The 21,840-nt window shown below is 72.6% G+C and carries 20 protein-coding genes and 1 pseudogene; 13 read left to right on the top strand and 8 right to left on the bottom strand.

Features of this window, described 5'->3' with window-relative positions; genetic code table 11:
- Together ACS04_RS38020 and ACS04_RS00645 are read right to left on the bottom strand one after the other, a co-directional pair.
- Positions 1-386, bottom strand: a pseudogene (locus ACS04_RS38020) (hypothetical protein); the annotation flags it as partial.
- Positions 387-525: 139 nt separating this feature from the next.
- Positions 526-2,199: a protein kinase domain-containing protein gene (locus tag ACS04_RS00645; RefSeq protein ID WP_048474452.1), complete on the bottom strand. Its 1,674-nt coding sequence runs from the start codon at positions 2,197-2,199 to the stop codon at positions 526-528.
- Between the two features lie 262 nt (positions 2,200-2,461).
- Here ACS04_RS00645 and ACS04_RS00640 point away from each other — a divergent pair, with 262 nt between their 5' ends.
- Positions 2,462-4,021, top strand: coding sequence for a protein kinase domain-containing protein (locus ACS04_RS00640; RefSeq protein ID WP_048474451.1), 1,560 nt, complete (start codon positions 2,462-2,464; stop codon positions 4,019-4,021).
- A gap of 13 nt (positions 4,022-4,034) precedes the next feature.
- On the opposite strand, the gene ACS04_RS00635 is transcribed toward ACS04_RS00640, so the two are convergent.
- On the bottom strand, positions 4,035-4,451 hold the full coding sequence (locus tag ACS04_RS00635; protein ID WP_048474450.1) for a pyridoxamine 5'-phosphate oxidase family protein: 417 nt from the start codon (positions 4,449-4,451) through the stop codon (positions 4,035-4,037).
- Positions 4,452-4,608: 157 nt separating this feature from the next.
- Positions 4,609-5,271 carry a response regulator gene (locus ACS04_RS00630; RefSeq protein ID WP_048474449.1) on the bottom strand — a complete coding sequence of 221 codons (663 nt, stop codon included), beginning with the start codon at positions 5,269-5,271 and terminating at the stop codon, positions 4,609-4,611.
- Positions 5,272-5,597: 326 nt separating this feature from the next.
- Here ACS04_RS00630 and pdhA point away from each other — a divergent pair, with 326 nt between their 5' ends.
- The 5 genes from pdhA to ACS04_RS00605 all read left to right on the top strand — a co-directional run bounded on the left by pdhA (position 5,598) and on the right by ACS04_RS00605 (position 11,266).
- A complete protein-coding gene (gene pdhA, locus ACS04_RS00625; RefSeq protein ID WP_048474448.1) occupies positions 5,598-6,818 on the top strand; it encodes a pyruvate dehydrogenase (acetyl-transferring) E1 component subunit alpha in 1,221 nt (406 codons plus the stop codon).
- Positions 6,818-7,798 carry an alpha-ketoacid dehydrogenase subunit beta gene (locus ACS04_RS00620; protein ID WP_048474447.1) on the top strand — a complete coding sequence of 327 codons (981 nt, stop codon included), beginning with the start codon at positions 6,818-6,820 and terminating at the stop codon, positions 7,796-7,798. The genes pdhA and ACS04_RS00620 overlap by 1 nt, the downstream gene beginning before the upstream one ends.
- A gap of 34 nt (positions 7,799-7,832) precedes the next feature.
- Positions 7,833-9,269, top strand: coding sequence for a dihydrolipoamide acetyltransferase family protein (locus ACS04_RS00615; protein WP_048474457.1), 1,437 nt, complete (start codon positions 7,833-7,835; stop codon positions 9,267-9,269).
- Positions 9,270-9,380: 111 nt separating this feature from the next.
- Positions 9,381-10,340 carry a GNAT family N-acetyltransferase gene (locus ACS04_RS00610; protein WP_048474446.1) on the top strand — a complete coding sequence of 320 codons (960 nt, stop codon included), beginning with the start codon at positions 9,381-9,383 and terminating at the stop codon, positions 10,338-10,340.
- 161 nt (positions 10,341-10,501) lie between these two features.
- Positions 10,502-11,266, top strand: a complete 765-nt coding sequence (locus tag ACS04_RS00605; RefSeq protein ID WP_048474445.1) for a hypothetical protein — start codon at positions 10,502-10,504, stop codon at positions 11,264-11,266.
- Positions 11,267-11,284: 18 nt separating this feature from the next.
- Here the strand turns inward: ACS04_RS00605 and ACS04_RS00600 are convergent, their stop codons facing one another.
- From ACS04_RS00600 to ACS04_RS00590, 3 genes are all read right to left on the bottom strand, one after another.
- Positions 11,285-11,701, bottom strand: a complete 417-nt coding sequence (locus ACS04_RS00600) for a PPOX class F420-dependent oxidoreductase (RefSeq protein ID WP_048474444.1) — start codon at positions 11,699-11,701, stop codon at positions 11,285-11,287.
- Positions 11,702-11,793: 92 nt separating this feature from the next.
- Entirely contained in the window at positions 11,794-13,014 is a 1,221-nt protein-coding gene (locus ACS04_RS00595; RefSeq protein ID WP_048474443.1) for a DUF1266 domain-containing protein, read from the bottom strand.
- A 10-nt stretch (positions 13,015-13,024) separates the two neighbouring features.
- Entirely contained in the window at positions 13,025-13,429 is a 405-nt protein-coding gene (locus ACS04_RS00590) for an ATP-binding protein (RefSeq protein ID WP_048474442.1), read from the bottom strand.
- Positions 13,430-13,644: 215 nt separating this feature from the next.
- Between ACS04_RS00590 and ACS04_RS00585 the strand changes: the two genes are divergently transcribed.
- From ACS04_RS00585 to ACS04_RS00570, 5 genes are all read left to right on the top strand, one after another.
- On the top strand, positions 13,645-14,523 hold the full coding sequence (locus tag ACS04_RS00585; protein WP_048474441.1) for a helix-turn-helix domain-containing protein: 879 nt from the start codon (positions 13,645-13,647) through the stop codon (positions 14,521-14,523).
- Between the two features lie 4 nt (positions 14,524-14,527).
- Positions 14,528-14,704 carry a DUF397 domain-containing protein gene (locus ACS04_RS35710; protein ID WP_063839217.1) on the top strand — a complete coding sequence of 59 codons (177 nt, stop codon included), beginning with the start codon at positions 14,528-14,530 and terminating at the stop codon, positions 14,702-14,704.
- A gap of 214 nt (positions 14,705-14,918) precedes the next feature.
- Entirely contained in the window at positions 14,919-16,007 is a 1,089-nt protein-coding gene (locus ACS04_RS35150; protein WP_053080653.1) for a ribosomal eL19 family protein, read from the top strand.
- 180 nt (positions 16,008-16,187) lie between these two features.
- On the top strand, positions 16,188-18,077 hold the full coding sequence (locus ACS04_RS00575; RefSeq protein WP_048474440.1) for a C1 family peptidase: 1,890 nt from the start codon (positions 16,188-16,190) through the stop codon (positions 18,075-18,077).
- Positions 18,078-18,095: 18 nt separating this feature from the next.
- Positions 18,096-18,449: a protease inhibitor I42 family protein gene (locus ACS04_RS00570; RefSeq protein ID WP_048474439.1), complete on the top strand. Its 354-nt coding sequence runs from the start codon at positions 18,096-18,098 to the stop codon at positions 18,447-18,449.
- Here the strand turns inward: ACS04_RS00570 and ACS04_RS00565 are convergent.
- A complete protein-coding gene (locus tag ACS04_RS00565) occupies positions 18,415-19,608 on the bottom strand; it encodes a DUF418 domain-containing protein (RefSeq protein ID WP_048474455.1) in 1,194 nt (397 codons plus the stop codon). The two genes, ACS04_RS00570 and ACS04_RS00565, sit on opposite strands and share 35 nt — an antisense overlap.
- A 205-nt stretch (positions 19,609-19,813) precedes the next feature.
- On the opposite strand from ACS04_RS00565, the gene ACS04_RS00560 reads away from it, so the two are divergent.
- Positions 19,814-20,479 (top strand): GntR family transcriptional regulator, encoded by a 666-nt coding sequence (locus ACS04_RS00560; RefSeq protein WP_048474438.1) that lies wholly within the window; start codon positions 19,814-19,816, stop codon positions 20,477-20,479.
- Positions 20,476-21,840 (top strand): MFS transporter (locus tag ACS04_RS00555; RefSeq protein ID WP_107438493.1); only part of this gene is annotated, 1,365 nt, incomplete at its 3' end. The genes ACS04_RS00560 and ACS04_RS00555, both read left to right, overlap by 4 nt.

Genomic DNA, 21,840 nt, shown 5'->3' with positions numbered 1-21,840 from the left:
GGGAGGAGGGGGCGGGCGGCGAGCACGGTCTCCGGGTTCGCGGGCTCGGCGGCCGGCCGCCCGGGCCGCTCCCGGCCGACTCCGGCGACGCTGCCGGCGAGCTCCTCGTACGCCTCGTGCGGTACGTCGGCCACCGGGTCGGGGTCGGTTCCGGGATCGGTCTCGTCGGCCTTCGGCGGGGCGGCCGGCACCCTGCGGGCCGGGGCCTTGCCGGGCAGGGCCGGTGCGGGGAGGCGGACGGCCGCGGCCCGGCCGGACGGGGGCGGGCCGGCGGCCCGGTCGGCGGCGGCGGAGGCGGCGGAGGCGGCGGACGCGGCGGGAGAGAGCGCGGCGGCGGCCACCACGGCCCCGGCCAGCCAGCGCCGCGCGCGGAGGCGTTGAGTCACGGGGAGCCCCTCCCGTCCCGAGCAGCCGACGTTGGGCTCAGGTTTACATAGTGGGGCAAAAGCGGCATCCCGGACGGTTCATCAGAGCCGTCCGGGATGCCGGGTGTGTCGCGGGAGGGCCGTCCGATGCCCGGCGGGCCTACTCGGCGTTGCCGGTGGACACGGTCAGCGTGTACTCCGTGCCTTCCTTCTCGATCTTGTCCCCGGGGCGCGGGTTCTGGTCGAGCACGGTGTCCTTGCCGTACACGGCCTCGTCCTTCTCGACGATCTTGTACTTGCCGCCGGAGGCCTGGATGCACGCCTTGACCGACAGCAGGTTCTTGTAGCGCAGGTCCGGCGCCGTGTACTTGGTGGCGTCGCTGAAGTGCTTGCTCGGCTCCTTGCACTTCTCTGCGTCGATCGTGCGCGAGGTGTCCGGGCCCTTGAAATTGGCCTTGGGCGAGCCCGACGCGGCCGTGGAGGCCTTGGACGACGCGGCCGTGTCGCCGGACTTGCCCGTGTCGCCGTCGCCGTTCATCGAGATCACCGCGATCAGACCGCCCATGGCCAGCAGCGCCACCGCGATGGCCCCGATGACCACCGGCATGTTCCGCTTGTCGCCGCCGCCCCCGCCCGACGTGGTCGTCGAGACCGGGGAGACGGTGAACGGCGGCGGGGTCTGCGGTCCGTACTGCTGCTGGTGGGCGAGCTGCTGCTGCGGCGGGTACGCGTACCCGCCCTGCCCGTGCTGCTGCGCCATCGGCGCCGGGGTCGGCGCGTACGGGGACGGCGTCGGCGCGTACGGCTGCTGCACGGACCGGGCCGGCGGCGCCTGGAACCCGGAGTCCACCGGCGGGAACACGGCCGAGGCCACGCCCGCCCCGCTGCCGCCCGCGTGCGAGCCGGGCACGATGGCCGGCGCCCCGGTCTGACCGGCCGACATCACCCGCGCGACCTCGTCGCGCATGGCGGCGGCCGTGGGGAAGCGCTCGTTCGGGTTCTTCTTCAGGGCCCGCGCCACCAGCGCGTCCATCGCCGGGGTGACCGAGCGGTTGATGGAGGACGGGGCGACCGGCTCCTCCTGCACGTGCGCGTACGCGATGGCCAGCGGGGAGTCCGCGTCGAACGGGATCCGGCCCGTCAGCAGCTGGAACAGCATGATGCCGACCGAGTACAGGTCGGACCGGGCGTCGACCCCGCGCCCCAGCGCCTGCTCGGGCGAGAGGTACTGGGGGGTGCCGACGACCATGCCGGTCTGCGTCATCGAGGTGACCCCCGACTGCATGGCCCGGGCGATGCCGAAGTCCATCACCTTGACCAGGCCGCGCTTGGTCATCATCACGTTGCCGGGCTTGATGTCGCGGTGGACCAGCCCCATCTCGTGGCTGACCTCCAGGGCGGCCAGCACGTCGGCCGTCACCCTCAGCGCCTTGTCGGCCGGCATGGCCCCGTACTGGCGGACGTCCGCCTCCAACACCGAGCCCAGCGGCTGGCCCTCCACGTACTCCATCACGATGTACGGCATCACCGCCGCGTCGCCGGCGCCGGGGCCGCTGAACGTGACTTCGCCCTCGCCCGTGTCGAATACCGAGACGATGTTCGTGTGCGACAGTTTCGCAACAGCCTGCGCCTCACGGCGGAAGCGCTCGCGGAACGACTGCTCCCGCCCGAGATCGCTGTGCAGGGTCTTGATGGCGACCTGCCGGTCGAGCGCCGAGTCGTACGCCAGGTAGACGGACGCCATGCCGCCCGCGCCCAGCAAGTCCCTTAGCTGGTAACGGCCACCGGCCAAAGAGCCGCCCGCGTACTGGCCCTGAGTGCCGTCCTGGCTCATGACTGTTGCTTCCCCTCGGGATGTGTCCCAACGCCTCTGGCTGAGCGCATGTGGCGCCCAGTCTGCCGGAGGGCAAGCACACGTCAAGCCAGGTGCCCGTTCCGTGACCGCGGGGCCACGGCGCGCCATAGTCCGAACGGCGACCTGTTCCGAGGCTGTAGCGTTCATCGGAGCACCCGAAGAGGACCTACCGCTGAGCGGCGGCCGAGAGAGACGACGGCGAGGACTGATGGCACCCGAACCCGAGGGAAACGGCGCCGGGATGGCCGACGGTCCTGAGCATTGGGGCGCCGGCGGCCTGGTCGGCGACGGCCGCTACCGGCTCACCCACCGCCTGGGCCGCGGCGGCATGGCGGAGGTCTTCGCCGCCGAGGACGTACGGCTGGGCCGGACCGTCGCCGTGAAGCTGCTGCGCGCCGACCTCGCGGAGGATCCGGTCTCCAAGGCCCGCTTCACGCGCGAGGCGCAGTCGGTCGCCGGGCTCAACCACCACGCCGTCGTCGCCGTGTACGACTCCGGCGAGGACAGGGTCGGCCCCAACACCGTCCCGTACATCGTGATGGAGCTGGTCGAGGGCCGCACCATCCGCGATCTGCTCATCAGCGCCGAGGCCCCGGGCCCGGAGCAGGCGCTCATCATCACCTCGGGCGTGCTCGAAGCCCTCGCCTACTCCCACCAGCACGGCATCGTGCACCGCGACATCAAGCCGGCCAACGTCATCATCACCGAGACCGGCGCGGTCAAGGTGATGGACTTCGGCATCGCCCGGGCCCTGCACGGCGCCCAGTCGACGATGACCCAGACCGGCATGGTCATGGGCACCCCGCAGTACCTCTCGCCCGAGCAGGCGCTCGGCAAGGCGGTGGACCACCGCTCCGACCTGTACGCCACCGGCTGCCTGCTGTACGAACTGCTCGCGCTGCGGCCCCCGTTCACCGGTGAGACCCCGCTGTCGGTGGTCTACCAGCACGTACAGGACGCGCCGGTTCCGCCCTCGCAGCTGCCGGAGGGCCACCACATCCCGCAGGAGCTCGACGGGCTCGTCATGCGCTCCCTCGCCAAGGACCCGGACGACCGGTTCCAGAGCGCCGAGGAGATGCGCGGGCTGGTCCAGTACGCGCTCCAGATGCTGCACGACCAGGGTGCGAACACCGGCACCTGGAACACCGGGCCGGTCACCATGGCCCTGCCGCACGGGCGCGGCGGGGCGGCGCAGACCACGGCGATGCCGATGGGCCAGGGCGGCGGCCAGCAGCCGTACGCGGCGCACGCCTCGACCTCGCAGTTCCAGCAGCCGATGGTGCCGCCGCTGAACCCGGAGGACGGCTCGGCCTTCCCCGGCGGGGGCGGTTACGACAACCACGGCCACGGACACGGCGGCGGTCAGGGCGGGCGCGACGGGTACGAGGGCTACGACGACCGCGGCGGCAGCCGCTGGAAGCTGTGGCTGTTCGCGGTGCTGGCGATCATCGCGATCGCGGGCGGCGTGGCGTACGCCGTCAACTCGGTCTCGTCGGGCAAGAGCAAGGACGACAGCACTCCGCCGGCCGTCCAGAGTTCGTCGAGCGGCCAGTCGAGCAGCCCGTCCGACCAGCAGGTCCCTTCCTCGCACGAGACGCCGTCGACGCGCCCGTCGGACGACTTCACGCCGCAGCCGAGCCGCAGCAAGTACACGCCGAGCACCAGCCCGTCGGCGTCGACGTCACCGTCGTTCAGTTCGTCGCCCTCGGCTTCGAGCAGCCCGTCCAAGACGCCGCCCACCAAGGCGCCGCCGACGAAGAGCCCGCCGGTCGAATCGCCGAATCCGCTGGACGATCTGTAAGCGAATTCGCAGCTCAGAGTGCGTGCTGATACTCCCTGTCCGGATGTGCGGCCAGGGAGTGCACGGTGACGAACTGGGGCTCGATACGCATGTGGACGGGGTCGAAGACCGCGCCGTCCACATAAAGCGGAACCGGTCCGAAGAGTTCCAGTTCGCGGGTGGACGGCTCGATGATCTCGGCCGTTCCGGTGAACTGCACGGACCACAGGCGCCGGTCCGCCGAATTGAAGTTGTCGGCGCCGTACGCCACCACGCTGCCGTTGCACGCCTGGTGGTAGCCGAAGCCCGCGTGCATTCTCAGCACGACGTCGCCGTCCACCACGATGTGGCGGGCGAGGGCGAGGAAGGGCAGCGCGCGCATGCTGGTGGCCACCCTGCCGTACGGCACCCGGCGCAGCAGTTCGATGGCGTGGAGCTCCTCCGCAGACATGCGTCCACTGTCCGGGTACGGACGCGCGTACGAACAGAGGAGGCGGCCCCGAGGATCGGGGACGTTGGTCCCGAATGAACGGACCCGCCGACGGAACGGCCAGCTCAGAGCCTGGGCCGGACCGCGGACCGGCACGCGGCCGGCTCCCTGCGGCGGCTCAGGCGCGCTTCTCGGCCTGGAGGCGGGCCACGTACGCGGCGGCCTGCGAGCGGCGCTCCATGCCCAGCTTGGACAGCAGGCTGGAGACGTAGTTCTTGATGGTCTTCTCGGCCAGGTGCAGCCGCTCGCCGATGACCCGGTTGGTCAGGCCCTCGCCGATCAGGTCGAGGATCTTGCGCTCTTGGTCGGTCAGGTTGGCCAGGCGGTCGTCGCCCTTGCCGTTCTTGCCGTCGCGCAGCCGCTCCAGCACCCGCGCCGTGGCGACGGGATCCAGCAGCGACTTGCCGGCCGCCACGTCCCGCACGGCGCTGAGCAGCTCATTGCCGCGGATCGCCTTCAGCACGTAACCGGAGGCGCCGGCCATGATCGCGTCGAACAGTGCCTCGTCGTCGGCGAACGAGGTCAGCATCAGGCACTTGATGTCCTCGTCCTGCGAGCGGACCTCGCGGCAGACCTCCACCCCGCTGCCGTCCGGCAGGCGCACGTCGAGCACGGCGACGTCGGGGCGGGTGGCGGGAATGCGCACCAGGGCGTCCGCGGCGGTACCCGCCTCGCCGACGATCTCGATGTCCTCTTCGACCGAAAGCAGCTCATGGACACCCCGACGTACCACTTCGTGGTCGTCCAGGAGGAATACCTTGATTTTTCCGTCTTCGCGCACGAACTCAGTTTCACACACTCACCCCTTCCCTGCCGTCGTTACCCGGGATAACGTGCCGTTGTTCCGGCCCCCTGCAAGGCTGTGACCAGTGGTTGTTCCCCACCCGGCGGATTTACTTGGAAATCCAAGCAAAAACGCAGGTCAAGTGGGGTTTCGCAGTTATGCGGCGCACTGGGTAACGTGCATTGCGCAGGGCACTTGCCGGGGCACCTGTCACGCCTGAATCCGTACATGACGCGCACCCACCCTTGTGCGCTGGTACGGATCCGGGTGAGCCGCACTGGACCCCGGAGAACCCGGGAGCCGGACCGACGGAGGAGCAACACGTGACCGTGGAGAGCACTGCCGCGCGCAAGCCGCGACGCAGCAGCGGCACCAAGCGGGCGGCAGGCGCGGCGAGCGCCGCCAAGGCCCCCGCTGCCAAGGCTGCCGCCACCGCGCAGAACGCCGAGCCCCAGCTCGTACAGCTGCTGACGCCCGAGGGTGAACGGGTCAGCGCAGCGGACAATCCCGACGCCGCGGAGTTCCTCTCCTTCGTCGAGGACATCACCACCGAGGACCTGCGCGGGCTCTACCGCGACATGGTCCTCACCCGCCGCTTCGACGGCGAGGCGACCGCCCTCCAGCGCCAGGGCGAGCTGGGCCTGTGGGCCTCGCTGCTCGGCCAGGAGGCCGCCCAGATCGGCTCCGGCCGCGCGCTGCGCGACGACGACTACGTGTTCCCGACCTACCGCGAGCACGGCGTGGCCTGGTGCCGCGGCGTGGACCCGACGAACCTGCTCGGCATGTTCCGCGGCGTGAACCACGGCGGGTGGGACCCGAACACGAACAACTTCCACCTGTACACGATCGTCATCGGCTCGCAGACGCTCCACGCGACCGGTTACGCGATGGGCGTGGCCAAGGACGGCGCGGACTCCGCGGTCATCGCATACTTCGGCGACGGCGCGTCCAGCCAGGGCGACGTGGCCGAGGCGTTCACCTTCTCGGCCGTCTACAACTCCCCCGTGGTGTTCTTCTGCCAGAACAACCAGTGGGCGATCTCCGAGCCGACCGAGCGCCAGATGCGCGTGCCGCTGTACCAGCGCGCCCAGGGCTTCGGCTTCCCGGGCGTCCGCGTCGACGGCAACGACGTCCTGGCCTGCCTCGCGGTCACCCGCTGGGCGCTGGCGCGGGCCCGCGCGGGCGAGGGCCCGACCCTGGTCGAGGCGTTCACGTACCGCATGGGCGCGCACACCACCTCCGACGACCCGACGAAGTACCGCCGGGACGAGGAGACGCAGGCGTGGGAGGCGAAGGACCCGATCCTGCGCCTGAAGACGTACCTGCTGGCCAGCGGCGGGGCCGACGAGGCCTTCTTCGAGTCTCTGGAGGCCGAGAGCGAGGCGCTGGGCAAGCGGGTGCGCGAGGTCGTGCGCGCCATGCCCGACCCGGACACCATGGCGATCTTCGAGAACGTCTACGCGGACGGGCACGCGCTCGTCGACGAGGAGCGCGCCCAGTTCGCCGCCTACCTCGCTTCCTTCGAGGCCGAGGAGGGCCACTGATGGCCGTCGAGAAGATGTCGATCGCGAAGGCGCTCAACGAGTCCCTGCGCAAGGCCCTGGAGCAGGACCCGAAGGTCCTGATCATGGGCGAGGACGTCGGCAAGCTGGGCGGTGTCTTCCGGATCACCGACGGCCTGCAGAAGGACTTCGGCGAGGAGCGGGTCATCGACACCCCGCTCGCCGAGTCCGGCATCGTCGGCACGGCCATCGGCCTGGCGCTGCGCGGCTACCGGCCCGTGGTGGAGATCCAGTTCGACGGGTTCGTCTTCCCCGCGTACGACCAGATCGTCACGCAGCTCGCGAAGATGCACGCGCGGGCGCTGGGCAAGGTCAAGATGCCGGTCGTCGTGCGCATCCCGTACGCCGGCGGCATCGGCGCGGTGGAGCACCACTCGGAGTCCCCCGAGACGCTGTTCGCGCACGTCCCGGGCTTGAAGGTGGTCTCGCCCTCGAACGCGAGCGACGCGTACTGGATGCTCCAGCAGGCGATCCTCAGCGACGACCCGGTGATCTTCTTCGAGCCGAAGCGGCGCTACTGGGACAAGGGCGAGGTCGACACCGAGGCCATCCCCGGCGAGCTGCACAAGGCGCGCGTCACGCGCGAGGGCTCCGACATCACCCTGGCGGCCTACGGCCCGATGGTGAAGGTCTGCATGGAGGCCGCGGCCGCGGCGGCCGAGGAGGGCAAGTCGGTGGAGGTCGTGGACCTGCGCTCGATGTCCCCGATCGACTTCGACGGGCTGCAGGTCTCGGTGGAGAAGACCCGCCGGCTCGTGGTCGTCCACGAGGCCCCGGTGTTCCTGGGCACGGGCGCGGAGATCGCCGCCCGCATCACGGAGCGGTGCTTCTACCACCTGGAGGCGCCGGTGCTGCGTGTGGGCGGCTTCCACGCCCCCTACCCGCCGGCCCGCCTGGAGGACGAGTACCTGCCGGGCCTGGACAGGGTGCTCGACGCCGTCGACCGCTCGCTTGCGTACTGAGGAGAGCGTTCCCGTGACGATCCGCGAATTCAAGATGCCCGATGTGGGCGAGGGCCTGACCGAGGCCGAGATCCTCAAGTGGTACGTCCAGCCGGGTGACACCGTCACCGACGGGCAGGTCGTCTGCGAGGTCGAGACGGCGAAGGCGGCCGTGGAGCTGCCGATCCCGTTCGACGGGACCGTGCACGCGCTCCTCTTCGAGGAGGGCACCACGGTCGACGTCGGCCAGGTGATCATCTCGGTGCAGACGGGTGAGGCGGAGGCCCCCGCGGCCGCCGCTGCCGCCGCGGCTTCGGCCCCGACCGCAGCCGCCGCGCCCGTAGCGGCCGAGGCCGCCGAGGAGCCGGCCGCCGCCGCCCGCCAGCCCGTCCTGGTCGGCTACGGGGTCTCCCAGGCCTCGACGAAGCGCCGCCCGCGCAAGGCCGCGCCGGGCGCGCAGAACGGCAGCGCCGCGGTGGCCCTGCCGGCCGTACCGGCCCAGCCGGAGGCCGTCGCGGCCGCGCCGGCCGCTCCCGCCGCCCTGAACGGCAACGGCGGCGCCCCCGCCGGGGAGCGCCCGCTGGCGAAGCCGCCGGTGCGCAAGCTGGCCAAGGACCTCGGCATCGACCTCGCCTCCGTGGTGCCCACCGGCGAGGGCGGGGTCGTGACCCGGGAGGACGTGCACGCCGCCGCGGCGTCCGCGATCACCCCGCAGACCGCGGTGTCCGCACCGGCCCCGGCGGCGCCGGCGCAGGTACCGGCCGAGGCGTCGGTGCCGGCGGCCGGGCAGGCCCGCGAGACCCGCATCCCGGTCAAGGGCGTCCGCAAGGTCACCGCCCAGGCGATGGTCAACTCGGCGTTCACCGCGCCCCACGTCACCGAGTTCATCACCTTCGACGTGACCCGCACGATGAAGCTGGTCCAGGAGCTCAAGGAAGACCCGGACCTCGCGGGGCTGCGGATCAACCCGCTGCTGCTCATCGCCAAGGCGGTGCTGGTGGCCATCCGCCGCAACCCGGACGTCAACGCGTCCTGGGACGAGGCGGCCCAGGAGATCGTGCTCAAGCACTACGTCAACCTGGGCATCGCGGCGGCCACCCCCCGCGGCCTGATCGTCCCGAACATCAAGGACGCGCACGCCAAGACGCTGGGCGAGCTGTCGGCGGCCCTGTCCGAGCTGGTCGGCACGGCACGCGACGGCAAGACCTCCCCGGCCGACATGCAGAACGGCACCATCACCATCACCAACGTCGGCGTCTTCGGCGTCGACACCGGTACGCCCATCCTGAACCCCGGCGAGTCCGCGATCCTCGCGGTCGGCGCGATCAAGCTCCAGCCGTGGGTCCACAAGGGCAAGGTGAAGCCGCGTCACGTCACCACCCTGGCGCTGTCGTTCGACCACCGCCTCATCGACGGTGAGCTCGGCTCGAAGTTCCTGGCGGACATCGCGGCCGTCCTGGAACACCCGCGCCGCCTGGTCACCTGGGCGTAGCCCGACCCCGACCGGCATCCGGAGCCCCCCTCGCCACCGCACCGCGAGGGGGGCTCCGGCATGACGGAAAAGCCCTGGCCGGCCGGACGGCGCTCCGATGATGATCAACGTATGAGATTCCGCCCCGCCACCGCGGACCCCGCCGGCATCGGCCGGGCCCTCTCCTACCCCGCCGACGGGCCCGTCGACGCCCTGTCCGCCGAGAAGATCCGCGAGGAACTCGCCGAGAACCGGTTCCGGCCCGCGTGGATCTGGTGCGCCGAGGACGAGGACGGCGAGGTCCTCGGCCGCGCGCTGTGGTGGGGCCGCGCGGACAGCGAGCGGCCCATCACGCTCGACTGCCTCCAGGTACGGGAATCCGTCGCCGACCCCGCGGCGCTCGCCGCCGACCTGCTCGCCGCCGGACACGCGGCCTTCGGGACGCTCCCTCTCTACGACCTCTCCCTGCCCGGCGACTGGCGGACCCGCCCCGACCTCGTCGAGGCCGTCGCCTGGCGGCGCAAGGCCGCGTACGGGGCGGGGCTGACCCGGGAGATCGAGCGGCTGCGCTACGAGTGGACCCGCCCCCGGCCGGTGCCGGACGGAGCCCCCGCGGCGGGCACCGCCGAGCCCGGCGGGCGGCTGGTCTTCCGCGAGGGCACGGACGAGGAGTTCCTCGACGCCTTCGCCCGCCTCTCGGCGGGCAGCCTGGACCTGCACACGCGGAACGAGCTGCGCTCGATGGGCGCCGGGCGGCTCGCCCGGGAGGACTTCGCGTTCTACCTCGACTGCCCCGGCGAGCGCTCCTGGTGGCGCCTGGCCGAACTCCCGGACGGCACCCTGGCGGGCCTGGCCATCCCGTCCGCGACCCCGTACCACCGCAACGTCGGGTACCTGGGCGTCGTACCGGAGCAGCGCGGCCGCGGCCTGATCGACGAGATCCTGGCGGAGATCACCCGCTTCCACGCGGCCGCGGGAGCGGAACGCATCACCGCGACGACGGACACCGTCAACACCCCCATGGCCGCGGCCTTCGACCGCGCCGGCTACGAGGTCACCGAGATCCGCCTGGTCCTGGAGCCGGAGGCGTAGCCGCGCGGGAGGAACCGGTTCCCCCGCCGACGGCTGCGTCTTCGCGGTCTTCGCGCCGTACCACGACGAGGCGCCCGCTCCGGCCGGGTCCGGATCGGGGTCCCGGGGGCGCTCCGCCGCCCTCAGGCGGTAGCCTCCCCGCCGGGGAAGGGGGTTCGGGAGTGGCCATAGCCGAGTTGCAGGTCTATTCCGTCGAGGAGGCCGACGTCACGGGCGGGGTGTGCGTGGTGCGGTGCCTCGGCGGGGTCGCGCGCGCCGGGCAGGTCTACGCCGTCGGGGAGCTGCGGCTCGGGCTGCGCCGGATCGAGCGGTACGGGCGCACCGCGGCCTTCTTCGACGCGGGCCAGGTGGCCAAGGTCCACCTCACGGGAGCCCTGGTCGCGCTGCTCACACGGGGCCAGGTGCTGACCGCCGTCCCGCCCGGCGGGCACGCGCTGGAGGACATCGAGGCCTGGCTGGCCACCGACCCGCCGCTGCTGGACGAGCCGCGTCCGCTGACGTTGCGGACGCTGGCCGTGGGCCGGATGCAGGGGGACTGGCTGCCCGAGGAGACCCGGTTGCGCTGGGGCGCGGTGGCGCTGGCCGCGACGCACCGCAGGGCCGAGTGGGAGGGCTCGCACCCGCTGGACCGCGCGGTCGAGGTGGCCGCCGTACGGGGCTACCTGCTCGGGCAGTTCGGCCCGGGCCGCGGCGGCGACCCCGCGGAGCTGTGCCGTGACGCGCTGGCGCTGATCGACCTGACCCCGGCGGAGGCGGCCGCGGAGGCCCGCACCTGGCGCGACCTGCCGCGACCGCGCATCCAGCACCTGCGGCGCATCAAGCTCCTGCTGCCGTGGACGGCCCTCGCACGGCCCCACCTCGCCGACGGGGACCCGCTGGCGGCGGAGGTCGACGCCTGGTCGGAGGTCCGGCCGCAGCTGCCGTGACGCGGGGCGGGAGCCCCGTCAGCCGGCCTTGGCCGCGTTGCCCAGCACCTTGGTCGGGGTGATGCGCACGACGAGGCGGACGTTCTCGGCCGGGGCCTCGGCGTACTCCTTGCCGCCGCCCGGCCCCATGTACTGCTCCGCGATGAGCACGGCCACCTCGCGGCCGGTGTCCTCGGCGAGGGTGGCCGTACCGCGGACCTCCACGTACGAGAAGGGGTTGGCGGTGTCGAAAACGGTCAGGCCGACCCGCGGGTCACGGGCGATGTTGCGCTCCTTGCGGCGCCCCCGCTCCGTGGAGATCAGCAGTTCGTCCCCGTCCCGCGCCACCCAGACCACCGAACTCTGCGGGCCGCCGTCGGGGTTGAGGGTGGTGAGGACGGCCGGGTGCGGGGAGTCGAGCAGCTTGCGTACCGTGTCGTTCAGAACAATGGTCATGCGCGCGAGGCTAGTTGGCGGATTCCGGGGCCGTCCAAGATTTCTCCGCGACTGGGAAAGGTCGGCGAACGGCGGCGCCCGCCCCCCTTCGCCTAGTCCCAGGGGATGTTGAGCCAGGGGCTGCCCGGGTCGGTCGTCAACGCCTGGTGGGTGGCGGCCATGTCGGTGTACCAGGGTCCGTACTCCTCCTCGTCGAACTGGAGGCAGCGCCCGAGGATGAAGCCGGCGGAGAGGTCCTCCCAGGAGCGGTAGGCGAGCCGGCTGACCCTCCCGGCCCGCACCACGGCGTCCTCGGCCTCCTGGAGCGTGCACAGGCGGGCGCCGAGGCCCCAGCGGGCCATCTGGGAGGCCCGCCCGTAGTCCCACGCCTCGACGGAGCGGACGAACCTGCCCTCGCCGAGGATCCCGTCGGCCCGGAAGCGCTGCTCGTAGCGGGCGATGCGGCCGATGACCCGCTGTACGCCGGCGACCTCCCCCTCGATCTCCGCCGTGGAGCGGGGCCGGGCGACGGTGACGCCTTCGGGGGTGATCCGGGGCTCGGCAGCCCGTTCCGCATTCGCCCGCAGGGTCGCCTCGGTGGCGTGGCGCCAGTGCTCGATGTCCACCGGACCGGCGAACTCCTTGGCGAGGGCGGTACGGATCCGCAGCGTGAACTCCCACACCGCGCTGACCAGGTCCGCCGTCAGCAGCTGCTCGACGGTGACCAGCCACTCCTCGCGGGTGGTGACGCCCCAGTACTCCTTGAGCTTCTCGCGCTCCTTCGTGTAGCCCTCGCCGTGGTAGCCGAGGGCGTTCCAGAAGAGCCCGTTGCGCACCGAGAGGTGCGCGCCGCAGGCGAGCCCGAAGGCGGCCGGGCCGCGCAGCGGGCCGCCGACGTGGAGGGCGTGCACCTTGTTCTGCTCCAGGCCGTAGCGGGGCGCCCGGTCCCAGTGGGCGTTCCACACGGCGCGGTCGGCGGGGGAGGTGGGCAGGAAGGCCTCGCAGGGGCTGCCGGGGTTGACGGCCAGGAACGGGGGGTCCCCGGGCTCCAGACGGGCGGCGAACCAGGCGAGGCTCTGGCGCTTGAAGACCACGTCGGCGGTGGGGGCGGGCAGCATGCCGGCCGTGTACGCGACGTAGCAGCGGGCGCGGGCCTGCGGGAAGTACGCGGGTTCGAGGAGTACCGAGGTGGGGTGGGCGTCGGCGTAGCCGCGGGCCATGGGTATGAACAGCCAGGCGGTCGCCAGGGTGTCGAAGTAGGCGGGCCAGTCGTTGCCGAGCTTGGCTTCGTACAGCTCTCGTTCGATGGCGCTCGGCGCGATCCAGGTCCCCATGCGGGAAACCCTAACGGGGCCCTCCGACGCCGAGCTCGGCCCATACGGTCTTGCCGACGGTCCTCTGGGCGGCCCCCCACCGCTGTGCGACGGCGCCCACGATGTGCAGTCCCCGGCCGTACTGCTCATCGTCTGCCGCCGCTCGCGGTTCGGGATGCCGCTCGCCTTTCGGATCGGTGACCGCGATGCGGAGCACTGCTCCCGTGAGCTGCACCTCGACCCGGAGGTAGCGGTCCCGCAGCGAGCCGTGCAGCAGCGCGTTGGTGGTGAGCTCGCTGGTCAGCAGGGCGGCGTCCGAAGCCAGCTGGGGCAGTCCCCACGCCACGGCGAGCCACGCGGCCCGCCGCCGGGCCGCGGGCACCGAGTCCTGCCGGGGTGGGTAGTTCCGTACGTCGCTTCGCGTCGGCTCGTTCATCTGTACGTGCACCTCCGATGGGGCGGTGGCTCCGCCGTGCGGGCAGCACGGTGCACTTCCGCCAACTGTGGCTGAGCAGTGAGCAGTTCGTCACTGGCGGTAGGGGTGGCCGAACTAGGCGCGCAAGATGTTCTGGGGATATCTATCCCCAGGGAGTAGTTGTGTCTTCCGGGCGAGGCACGGAAGACTGCTCGCGGCACGGAGGGGTGGTTGAAGTGGCTGAAAACCAGGCAGCCTTGGGGAACCGGATCTCTACGGTTCTTGCGCGCAGGCTGGGCGGTGAGCTGCTGCGCCTGCGCGATGCGGCCGGTCTCACCCAGCCCCAGGCGGCCCAAGTGCTCAGTGCCACGGCGGCGAAGGTCGCGAAGATGGAGCGGGGATGGGTCCCGTTCCGGGACCCGGACATCGTGGCTCTGTGCGAGCTCTACGGTGTGTCCGACAAGCACTTCGTGAAGGGGTTGCTCGATCTTGCGCGGCTGGACCGGGAGCGTCGCAAGGCGAAGGGCTGGTGGCAGCAAGTGCCCCGGGTGGGCGGCCTGGCCGAGTACGTCGCCATGGAGGAAGTGGCGACCCACATCCGTACGTGGCAGCTCGCGCTCGTGCCCGGGCTGTTGCAGACGGCGGACTACGTGCGCGCCTTGGGCGTCACATCCGACTGGACGCATCCCGACGAGATCGAGGTCCTGGTGTCGTCCCGGCTCAAGCGCCAGGCGCGGCTGTGGGGCGACGATCCGGTGAACTTCCATGCGGTGCTCTGGGAGGCCGCTCTGCGCCAACAGATCGGTGGGGTCGAGGTGATGCGCGCGCAGCTGAACCATCTCGTGGAGATGGCCGCACTGCCGCACATCCATGTACAGGTGCTGCCGTTCCGGGTCGGAGCGCACCACGCTGTCGCGGGGTCGTTCAACCTCGTGTCGTTCGCGGAGCCCGGCGCACTGGACGTCGGCTACGCCGAAGGCGTCGCCTCTACTGTGTGGGCGGAGGGGGCGGAAGCCAGTGCGGCATATGCCCGGGCGTTCGAACGCGTATCGCGGATGAGCCTGGCGCCACAGGCCTCTGTGAGCCTGATCGACGCAATCAGCAAAGGTATGTAGGCACATGACGAGCTTCGAATTCGTGAAGTCCAGCTACAGCGAGGGCCAGGTCAACTCCGACTGCGTCGAGGTGGCCACGAACGTGGCCGGGACCGTCGCGGTCCGGGACAGCAAGCGGGGCGACGGGCCCGCGATCGAGGTCACCGACACCGCTTGGGCGGCCTTCGCACGGACGCTGTGATCACTGGGCAGACCGGTCACTCAAGGTCACGGATTCACGAGGGTGCACCACCGACGGTGTAGCTGGGCGTGGAAGCCATCCATGCAGGTAGCAGGCTTGGAGGTGCGTGGTTGGAGGGGTGCGGGGGCCAGCTTCCGGTTGCCGAATGTGACCGGGTGGCGGTGAGTGGAAGGGGGCACACCCCCTGCCCCGCGACTCTGAACAGGAGAGAATCTTGCACCGCATCACCCGCTACACCCTCCCCGCCGCCCTGTGCGTGACGCTGATCTCCGTGACCCCCGGTCTGGCCGGTGCGGCCGACGCCCCGACGAAGGCGTCGGCGCCGGTGTCGAAGAAGGCCATCCCCGGTGCCGAGGCGCTGAGCGCGCAGGTTGCTTCCCTCGGGGCGGCCGGCAGCATGATCACCCCCGTCACGAACTTCCTCGGCGAGGTGCTGAAGTCGCCGGACGGGAAGCTGCCGGAGGCCGACCTGGCCGCGCACAAGCAGAAGATCGACGCGGCACTGGCCTCCATGAAGAAGACCTTCGCAGCCGCTGCTGCTCCGGCGGCGGCGGTCAAGCCCCCGGCCAACGCGCCGGTGTCTCCGGTGGTCCTGCCGAACAAGCCGGCGGACGAGCCGCCGGCAGGGGTGGCGAAGCCCCCGGCGGAGGCTGCGAAGCCGCCGGTGGAGGCTGCGAAGCCCCCGGTCGAGGCTGCGAAGCCGCCGGTCGAGGCTGCGAAGCCGCCCGTCGAGGCCGCCAAGCCGCCGGTCGAGGCTGCCAAGCCGCCGGTCGAGGCCGCGAAGCCGCCCGTCGAGGCCGCCAAGCCGGTCGAGGCTGCCAAGCCGCCCGTCGAGGCCGCCAAGCCGGTCGAGGCTGCCAAGCCGCCGGTCGAGGCCGCCAAGCCGCCGGTCGAGGCCGCCAAGCCGCCCATGGAGGCCGCCAAGCCGCCGGTGGAGGCCGCGAAGCCGCCCGTTGACGCGCTGAAGCCGGCCGCCCCCGCGGCCAAGCCGCCGGCCGCCGCCGCGCAGCCCGTCACGCTCCCGGCCGTCGCCCCGGCCGTGGCGGCGAAGCCCCGGGCCGCGGACCGCGCCCGCGTGGACCGCGTCACCGCCGCCGTCGACCACCTCAAGGCCTCCGTCGACGAGGTCTTCAAGGCGGCCGGCCCCACCGTCACCACCGGGGCCACCGGCACCAAGGTTGACGCCAAGGCCGAGGCCACCGACGTCGTGAACGACCTCGGCGCCACCATGGTCGCCCTCTTCACCGGCCTCGGCATGCCCGGCATGCCGGCCGCCGCGCCCGCCCCCGCCCCGGCGGAATAGGCCCCCTCGGGCCACTCGGCCCGGCCCCCGCCCCCGGCGTCCCTCCGACGCCGGGGGCGGACGGCCGTCCCGTACGACCCCCCGTGCGACCGCGCGACCGTGCGGACTCCCTTGACGCGCCCCGTCGCCCGATGGACGCTCCCGGGTCTGCACACAACGGTTGACGCTGGGGGGCCGGTCATGCCGGAGCAGTCTGTCCAGACGGCGGGGGAGCTGCGCGCGCGGCTCGCGGCGCGGCGAGCGCGCTGGTCCGTCATCGAACACCTCGCCGACGAGGAGCCCGTACCCCGGCCCTCCCTCGGCCTGGAACCGGGCGCGAACCTCACGCCCGCCGCGGAGATCGGCGCCATCGACCTGCGGGCGCTCATCGGCCACGAGAGCGGCAATCCGCACCTCACCCGCCGCCGCGCCGCCCACGGCCTGCTGCCCGGCGCCCCGGCCGGGGGGCCCGGCGCCCGCCCCGCCGCCGTCGACTGGCGGGTCCGCTGGGGCTGGCCCTGGATCACCAAGGTCAAGGACCAGAACCCGTGCGGCTCCTGCTGGGCCTTCGGGGCCGCGGGCCTCGTCGAGTCCATGGCCCGCATCGAGCACGGCGTCTGGGCGGAGCGCTCCGAGGGGGACGTCCACGACGGTCTGAAGTACACCTGCGGCCAGGGTTCCAACCCCGAGACCGCCCTCGACTGGGTCAAGGCCAACGGCGGTCTCGCCGATCCCGACTGCTGGCCCTACTCGCCGCCCCCGCCCACCGTCCCGGCCAACCGGCGCGACGCCTGGCGCGCCGAGTACACGCCCAGCTGGGACCGGTCCGGCCGGACCGTCCGGATCACCGACTACGTACGCCTGGGCGACGTCGAGCAGCAGAAGGTCTGGCTGGACACCGTCGGCCCGCTCACCGCCTGCTTCGACGTGTACGACGACTTCTTCGCCCTCGGCTCCGGCGTCTACCACCGCACGGCCGACCACCTCGCGGGCGGCCACTGCGTCCTGATCACCGGCTACGACGACGCCGCGGGCTGCTGGCTGTTCAAGAACTCCTGGGGGACGGGCTACCACGTCGGCGGCCACGGCCGGATCGCCTACGGCGAGGTCGACATCGACCACTGGGCCAAGTGCGGTCTGCGCGGCACGAACATCGACCCGTGGAGCAAGCGCCGCCTGCACGCCGGCAACGTCTACGAGAGCGGCAACGGCCGCGCCCACCGCAATTTCGAGCTGTGCGCGCCCGCCGGCGGGGGCAGTCTGCAGCACTGGTGGCGCGAGGGCGACGCCCCCTTCGCGTGGGCCCGCGCCCAGGCGTACGCGAACGACGCCTCCGGCCTGCCCGCCTTCACCGGCACCACGTACAACCGGAACATGGAGTCCCTGCACGTGACCACCGGCGGGCGGCTGCGCCACTGGTACTACGAGCAGTCCGCCGGCGTCTGGCGCGACGGCGGCGCCTTCGGGCCGGGCGACGCGGCGATCGGCTCGACCCCGGCGTTCATCCAGAGCGACTACGGCAAGCCGGGCAACTTCGAGGCGGTCGTCCGCACCGCCGACGGCCACCTGAACCACTGGTGGCGGATCAATGGCGCCCCGTGGACCTGGAACGACGGCGGCCGCTTCGGCTCCGGCATCGCCCACTACGGGCCCGCCCTCGTCCAGACCCGCAGCCGCCACCTCGACCTCGTCGCCACCCGTACGGACGGGCGGATGCAGCTGTGGTGGCGGGACGACCCGAACGGCTTCGCCTGGCGCCCCGGCGAGGTCTTCGGCAGCGCGATCACCTCCGCCCCCTGTCTGATCGAGGGACAGTACGGGGCGGCCGACGAGGACACCGCGGGCAACTACGAGCTCTGCGTGGCGGGCGCCGGCGGCCGCGTCGAGCACTGGTGGCGCGGCAACGCCGCCGGCTCCGCCTGGAGCCGCAGCGCCGTCTTCGGCCACGACGCCCTCGCCGTCACCGGGATGCTCCAGGGGAGTTTCGGGTTCAACCTGGAAGTCATCGTCCTGCGCACCGACCGGCAGCTCCAGCACTACTGGCGGGACTCGGCAGGCTGGCACGAGGGGCCGGTGATCGGCCCCGCCTGAGCCGGGAGGTGTTCGCGGGTGGAGGTGCGCAGCATCGCCCTCGGCGCGGGTGAGTCGTACGAACTGCGGCTCACCGGGCGCGGGGCGCGCGGGTACGTGTGGACCTGGCAGGTCACCGGAGACGCGGACGCCGTCTCGGTCAGCGACGTGAGCGGGGCGGCGCCACCGTCCGCACAGGCGCCGCCGTCCGCGCAGCCGCTGCCCGGGGCCGCGCTGGAGCGGACGTACCTCGTCCGGGGGCGCTGCCCGGGCGGGCGGGCCGTGATCCGCTTCGCGCAGATCCGGCCCCCGTACCCGCAGGAGGCCCCGTACGACGAGTTCGTCCTGGAGGTGGAGGTCACGGGCGCGGCCCACGGGCGGGACGGGGGCTGAGCGCCCAGTGCTGTACGGCTTCCAGCGGGCCCCGCTCGAAGCGGCGCAGCCACAGCCGCGAGGCGGTGACCAGGACGAGGCCGACACCCGCCCACAGGCCCATCACCCACCAGGGCCCGCTCCCGGCCAGTCGGCCGGTGAGGCCGAGGCCGATCCCGTAGCAGAGCAGCATGCAGAGCAGGTTCTGGCCGACGTAGCAGGACAGGGCGGTGCGCCCGACGGAGCCGAGGGCCCCGGCCCCGGGGACCCGGAAGCGGTCCAGGGCGCAGCCGACGAGCCCGATGTAGCCGACCGCGACCAGCGGGGCGATCCCGTACCGCCCCAGGACGAAGAAGTCGGGGCCGCCGAGCGCGGCGGCGGCTCCGAGCGGCAGCCCGAGGCCGAGCCCCCACGCGGTCATCCGGACCCGGATCCGGCGCCCCCGCGCGCTCGCGCCGAAGGCCCCCGCGCGGTACAGGCGGCCGCCCAGGAGGAAGAGGAAGACCAGCAGCCCGAAGGTGAAGACGGGCTCGACGCGCAGGGCGGGGGCGTTGTCGAGCCGGAAGGAGATCTGGTCGAGGTAGCCGCCGTGGGCGTACAGCCGGACCGCTGCGGGATCCGGGGCCCCGGGCCCGGCATCCGCCGCGGCCAGGTCCCCGAGCGTCACGAGGCCGACCAGGGCCAGGTGGAGGCCGCCCGCCGTCCACATCGCGGCCCGGCGGACCTTCTCGGAGCGGGCGGTCAGCCGGGCCACCAGCAGGGCGGTGACGGCGTACCCCATCAGCACGTCCCAGGCGAAGACCAGGACGAAGTGCACCGTTCCCTCCAGGAAGAGGAACGCGGCCCGCCGCGGGTAGCGCCCGGGCCAGGGCTCGCCGCGGCGTGCGGCGGAGTCGTACTGGATGGCCAGTCCCACGCCGAACAGGATCGTCAGCAGGGAGAGGAACTTCCCGTCGGCGAGGAAGCGGAAGACGCTCTCGGCGATGTTCGCCGCCGAGGGATCGGCGAGCGGGTCGGGCGCGTGCAGACCGCCGTTCAGCACGGCCCGCTCGGAGCCGGGCGAGGCGAAGATCCAGACGTTGGTCATGAGCGTGCCGAGGATGGCGGCGCCGCGCAGGACGTCGAGGAGCGGCAGCCGGGTCGAGGTCACCCCGGGGGCGACGAGGGCGGTGTGGGCCATGACCTCAGCGTCCCGGTGCGGGTGGGCCGTTGCGTCCTGCGGCCGGACGAAGCCCCGGTACATCCTTCGGTGCAGGGGCGTCGGGCGGATGTCCACATCCCGGACGGGGTGACCGGTGCACCCCTCATGTATCTATCCTGTGCGCATGCCGCCAGCCGCCGCTTCCGCGACCACCTCCACGAGCCCCTCCACGACTCCCTCCACGATGGGTTCCGCCGCCGCTCCGCCCGCCGTCGCCGTCCCCGCCGCCGAGCGCGTGTACCGGCACGTCAAGCAGGCCGTGCTGGTGGACCGCCGCTACGAGGGCGGCACCCTCCTCACCGAGGGCGAACTCGCCGACGCCGTAGGGGTCTCCCGTACGCCGGTCCGCGAGGCGCTGCTGCGGCTGGAGACCGAGGGGCTGCTGAAGCTGTACCCGAAGAAGGGCGCGCTGGTGCTGCCGGTCTCCGCGCAGGAGATCGCCGACGTCATAGAAACCCGGCTGCTGGTCGAGGAGTTCACGGTGCGCAGGGCCGTACCGGCCTCGCCCGGGCTGCTGGAGCGGCTCGCGCAACTGCTGGAGGAGCAGCGCCGGCACGCCGCCGGCGGCGACCTCGCGGCGATGATGGCCGCCGACCGGGGCTTCCACGCCGAGATCGTGCGCAGCGCCGGGAACGCGATCCTGTGCCGCCTCTACGACCAGCTCCGCGACCGGCAGCTGCGGATGGGCGTGGCCCTGCTGCACGCGCACCCCGAGAGGGTGGAGCGCTCGATCGCCGAGCACGCGGAGATCCTGGACGCCCTGCGGGCCGGGGACGCCGAGACGGCGGCGGCCGCCGTACGGGGCCACGTGGGCCGGGTCGAGGCGCTGGTGCGGGGGCCGGGCAGGTGAGCGGGAACGGCGTCTTCCGGGATCCCCCGGGCGGGCGGAAGGCGGTGGCCGTCTGGTCCATCGGCGTCGCCGTGTACTTCGTCGCGGTGATCTTCCGGACGAGTCTGGGCGTGGCCGGACTGGAGGCGGCGGACCGCTTCCACGTCAACGCCTCCGCGCTCTCGACCTTCTCCATCCTCCAACTCCTGGTGTACGCGGGCATGCAGGTGCCGGTGGGGCTGATGGTGGACCGGCTCGGCACCAAGAAGGTGCTGACGCTGGGCGCGGTCCTCTTCACGGCCGGCCAGATCGGCTTCGCGCTCGCGCCCTCGTACGGGATGGCCCTCGCGGCCCGCGCCCTGCTGGGCTGCGGGGACGCGATGACCTTCATATCCGTGCTGCGGCTGGGCACCCGGTGGTTCCCGGCCCGGCGCGGTCCGCTGACGGCGCAGCTGGCGGGGCTGGTCGGCATGGCCGGCAACCTGGTCTCCACGCTGGTGCTGGCCCCGGTGCTGCACGGGGTCGGCTGGGTGCAGGCGTTCGCGGGCAGCGCGGTGGCGGGCGTGGTGGTGCTGGTCCCGCTCGTCCTCTTCCTGAAGGACCACCCGGAGGGCCACGAACCGGCGGTGCGTGCGGGGGGCGGGGGCTTCGTGCGCCGCCAGATCAGGGACTCCTGGCGGGAGCCCGGCACCCGCCTGGGCCTGTGGGTGCACTTCACGACGCAGTTCCCGGCGATGGTGTTCCTGCTGCTGTGGGGCATGCCGTTCCTGGTCGAGGACCAGGGGCTGGCCCGGACCACCGCGGCGGGGCTGCTGACCCTGGTGGTGGCCTCGAACATGGGCTTCGGCCTCCTCTACGGCCAGCTGATCGGCCGCCGCCAGTCGGCGCGGCTCCCGCTGGCGCTGGGCACGATCGGCCTCACGGCGCTGCTGTGGGCCGCGACGCTGGCCTACCCGGGCCCGCAGGCCCCGATGTGGCTGCTCGTCACCCTGTGCGTCGTCCTGGGCACCTGCGGCCCGGCCTCGATGATCGGCTTCGACTTCGCCCGCCCCGCGAACCCGCCGGACCGCCAGGGCACCGCCTCGGGCATCACCAACATGGGCGGCTTCCTGGCCTCGATGACGACCCTGCTGGCGATCGGCCTCCTCCTGGACGCCACCGGCGACGACTACCGGATCGCCTTCTCGTCGGTCTTCGCGGTGGAACTCCTGGGCCTGACTCAGATCCTGCGCCTGCGCCGCGGGGCCCTGGACCGCGAGCGCACCCGCCTGGCCGCGACCCGAGCCCCGTCGGCCTCAGTGGCCTCCGCAGCCTCCGCAGCCTCCGCGGTATCAGCGGCCTCCGCCGCACCGGCGGATCCGGCCGACTCCCCGAGGCCGGCG

Origin of the sequence: Streptomyces roseus (assembly GCF_001044425.1) — a bacterium.
Lineage (GTDB): Bacteria > Actinomycetota > Actinomycetes > Streptomycetales > Streptomycetaceae > Streptomyces > Streptomyces roseus.
The sequence above is the reverse complement of the archived record's forward strand: the minus strand, read 5'-3'. Positions and strand labels throughout refer to the sequence as shown.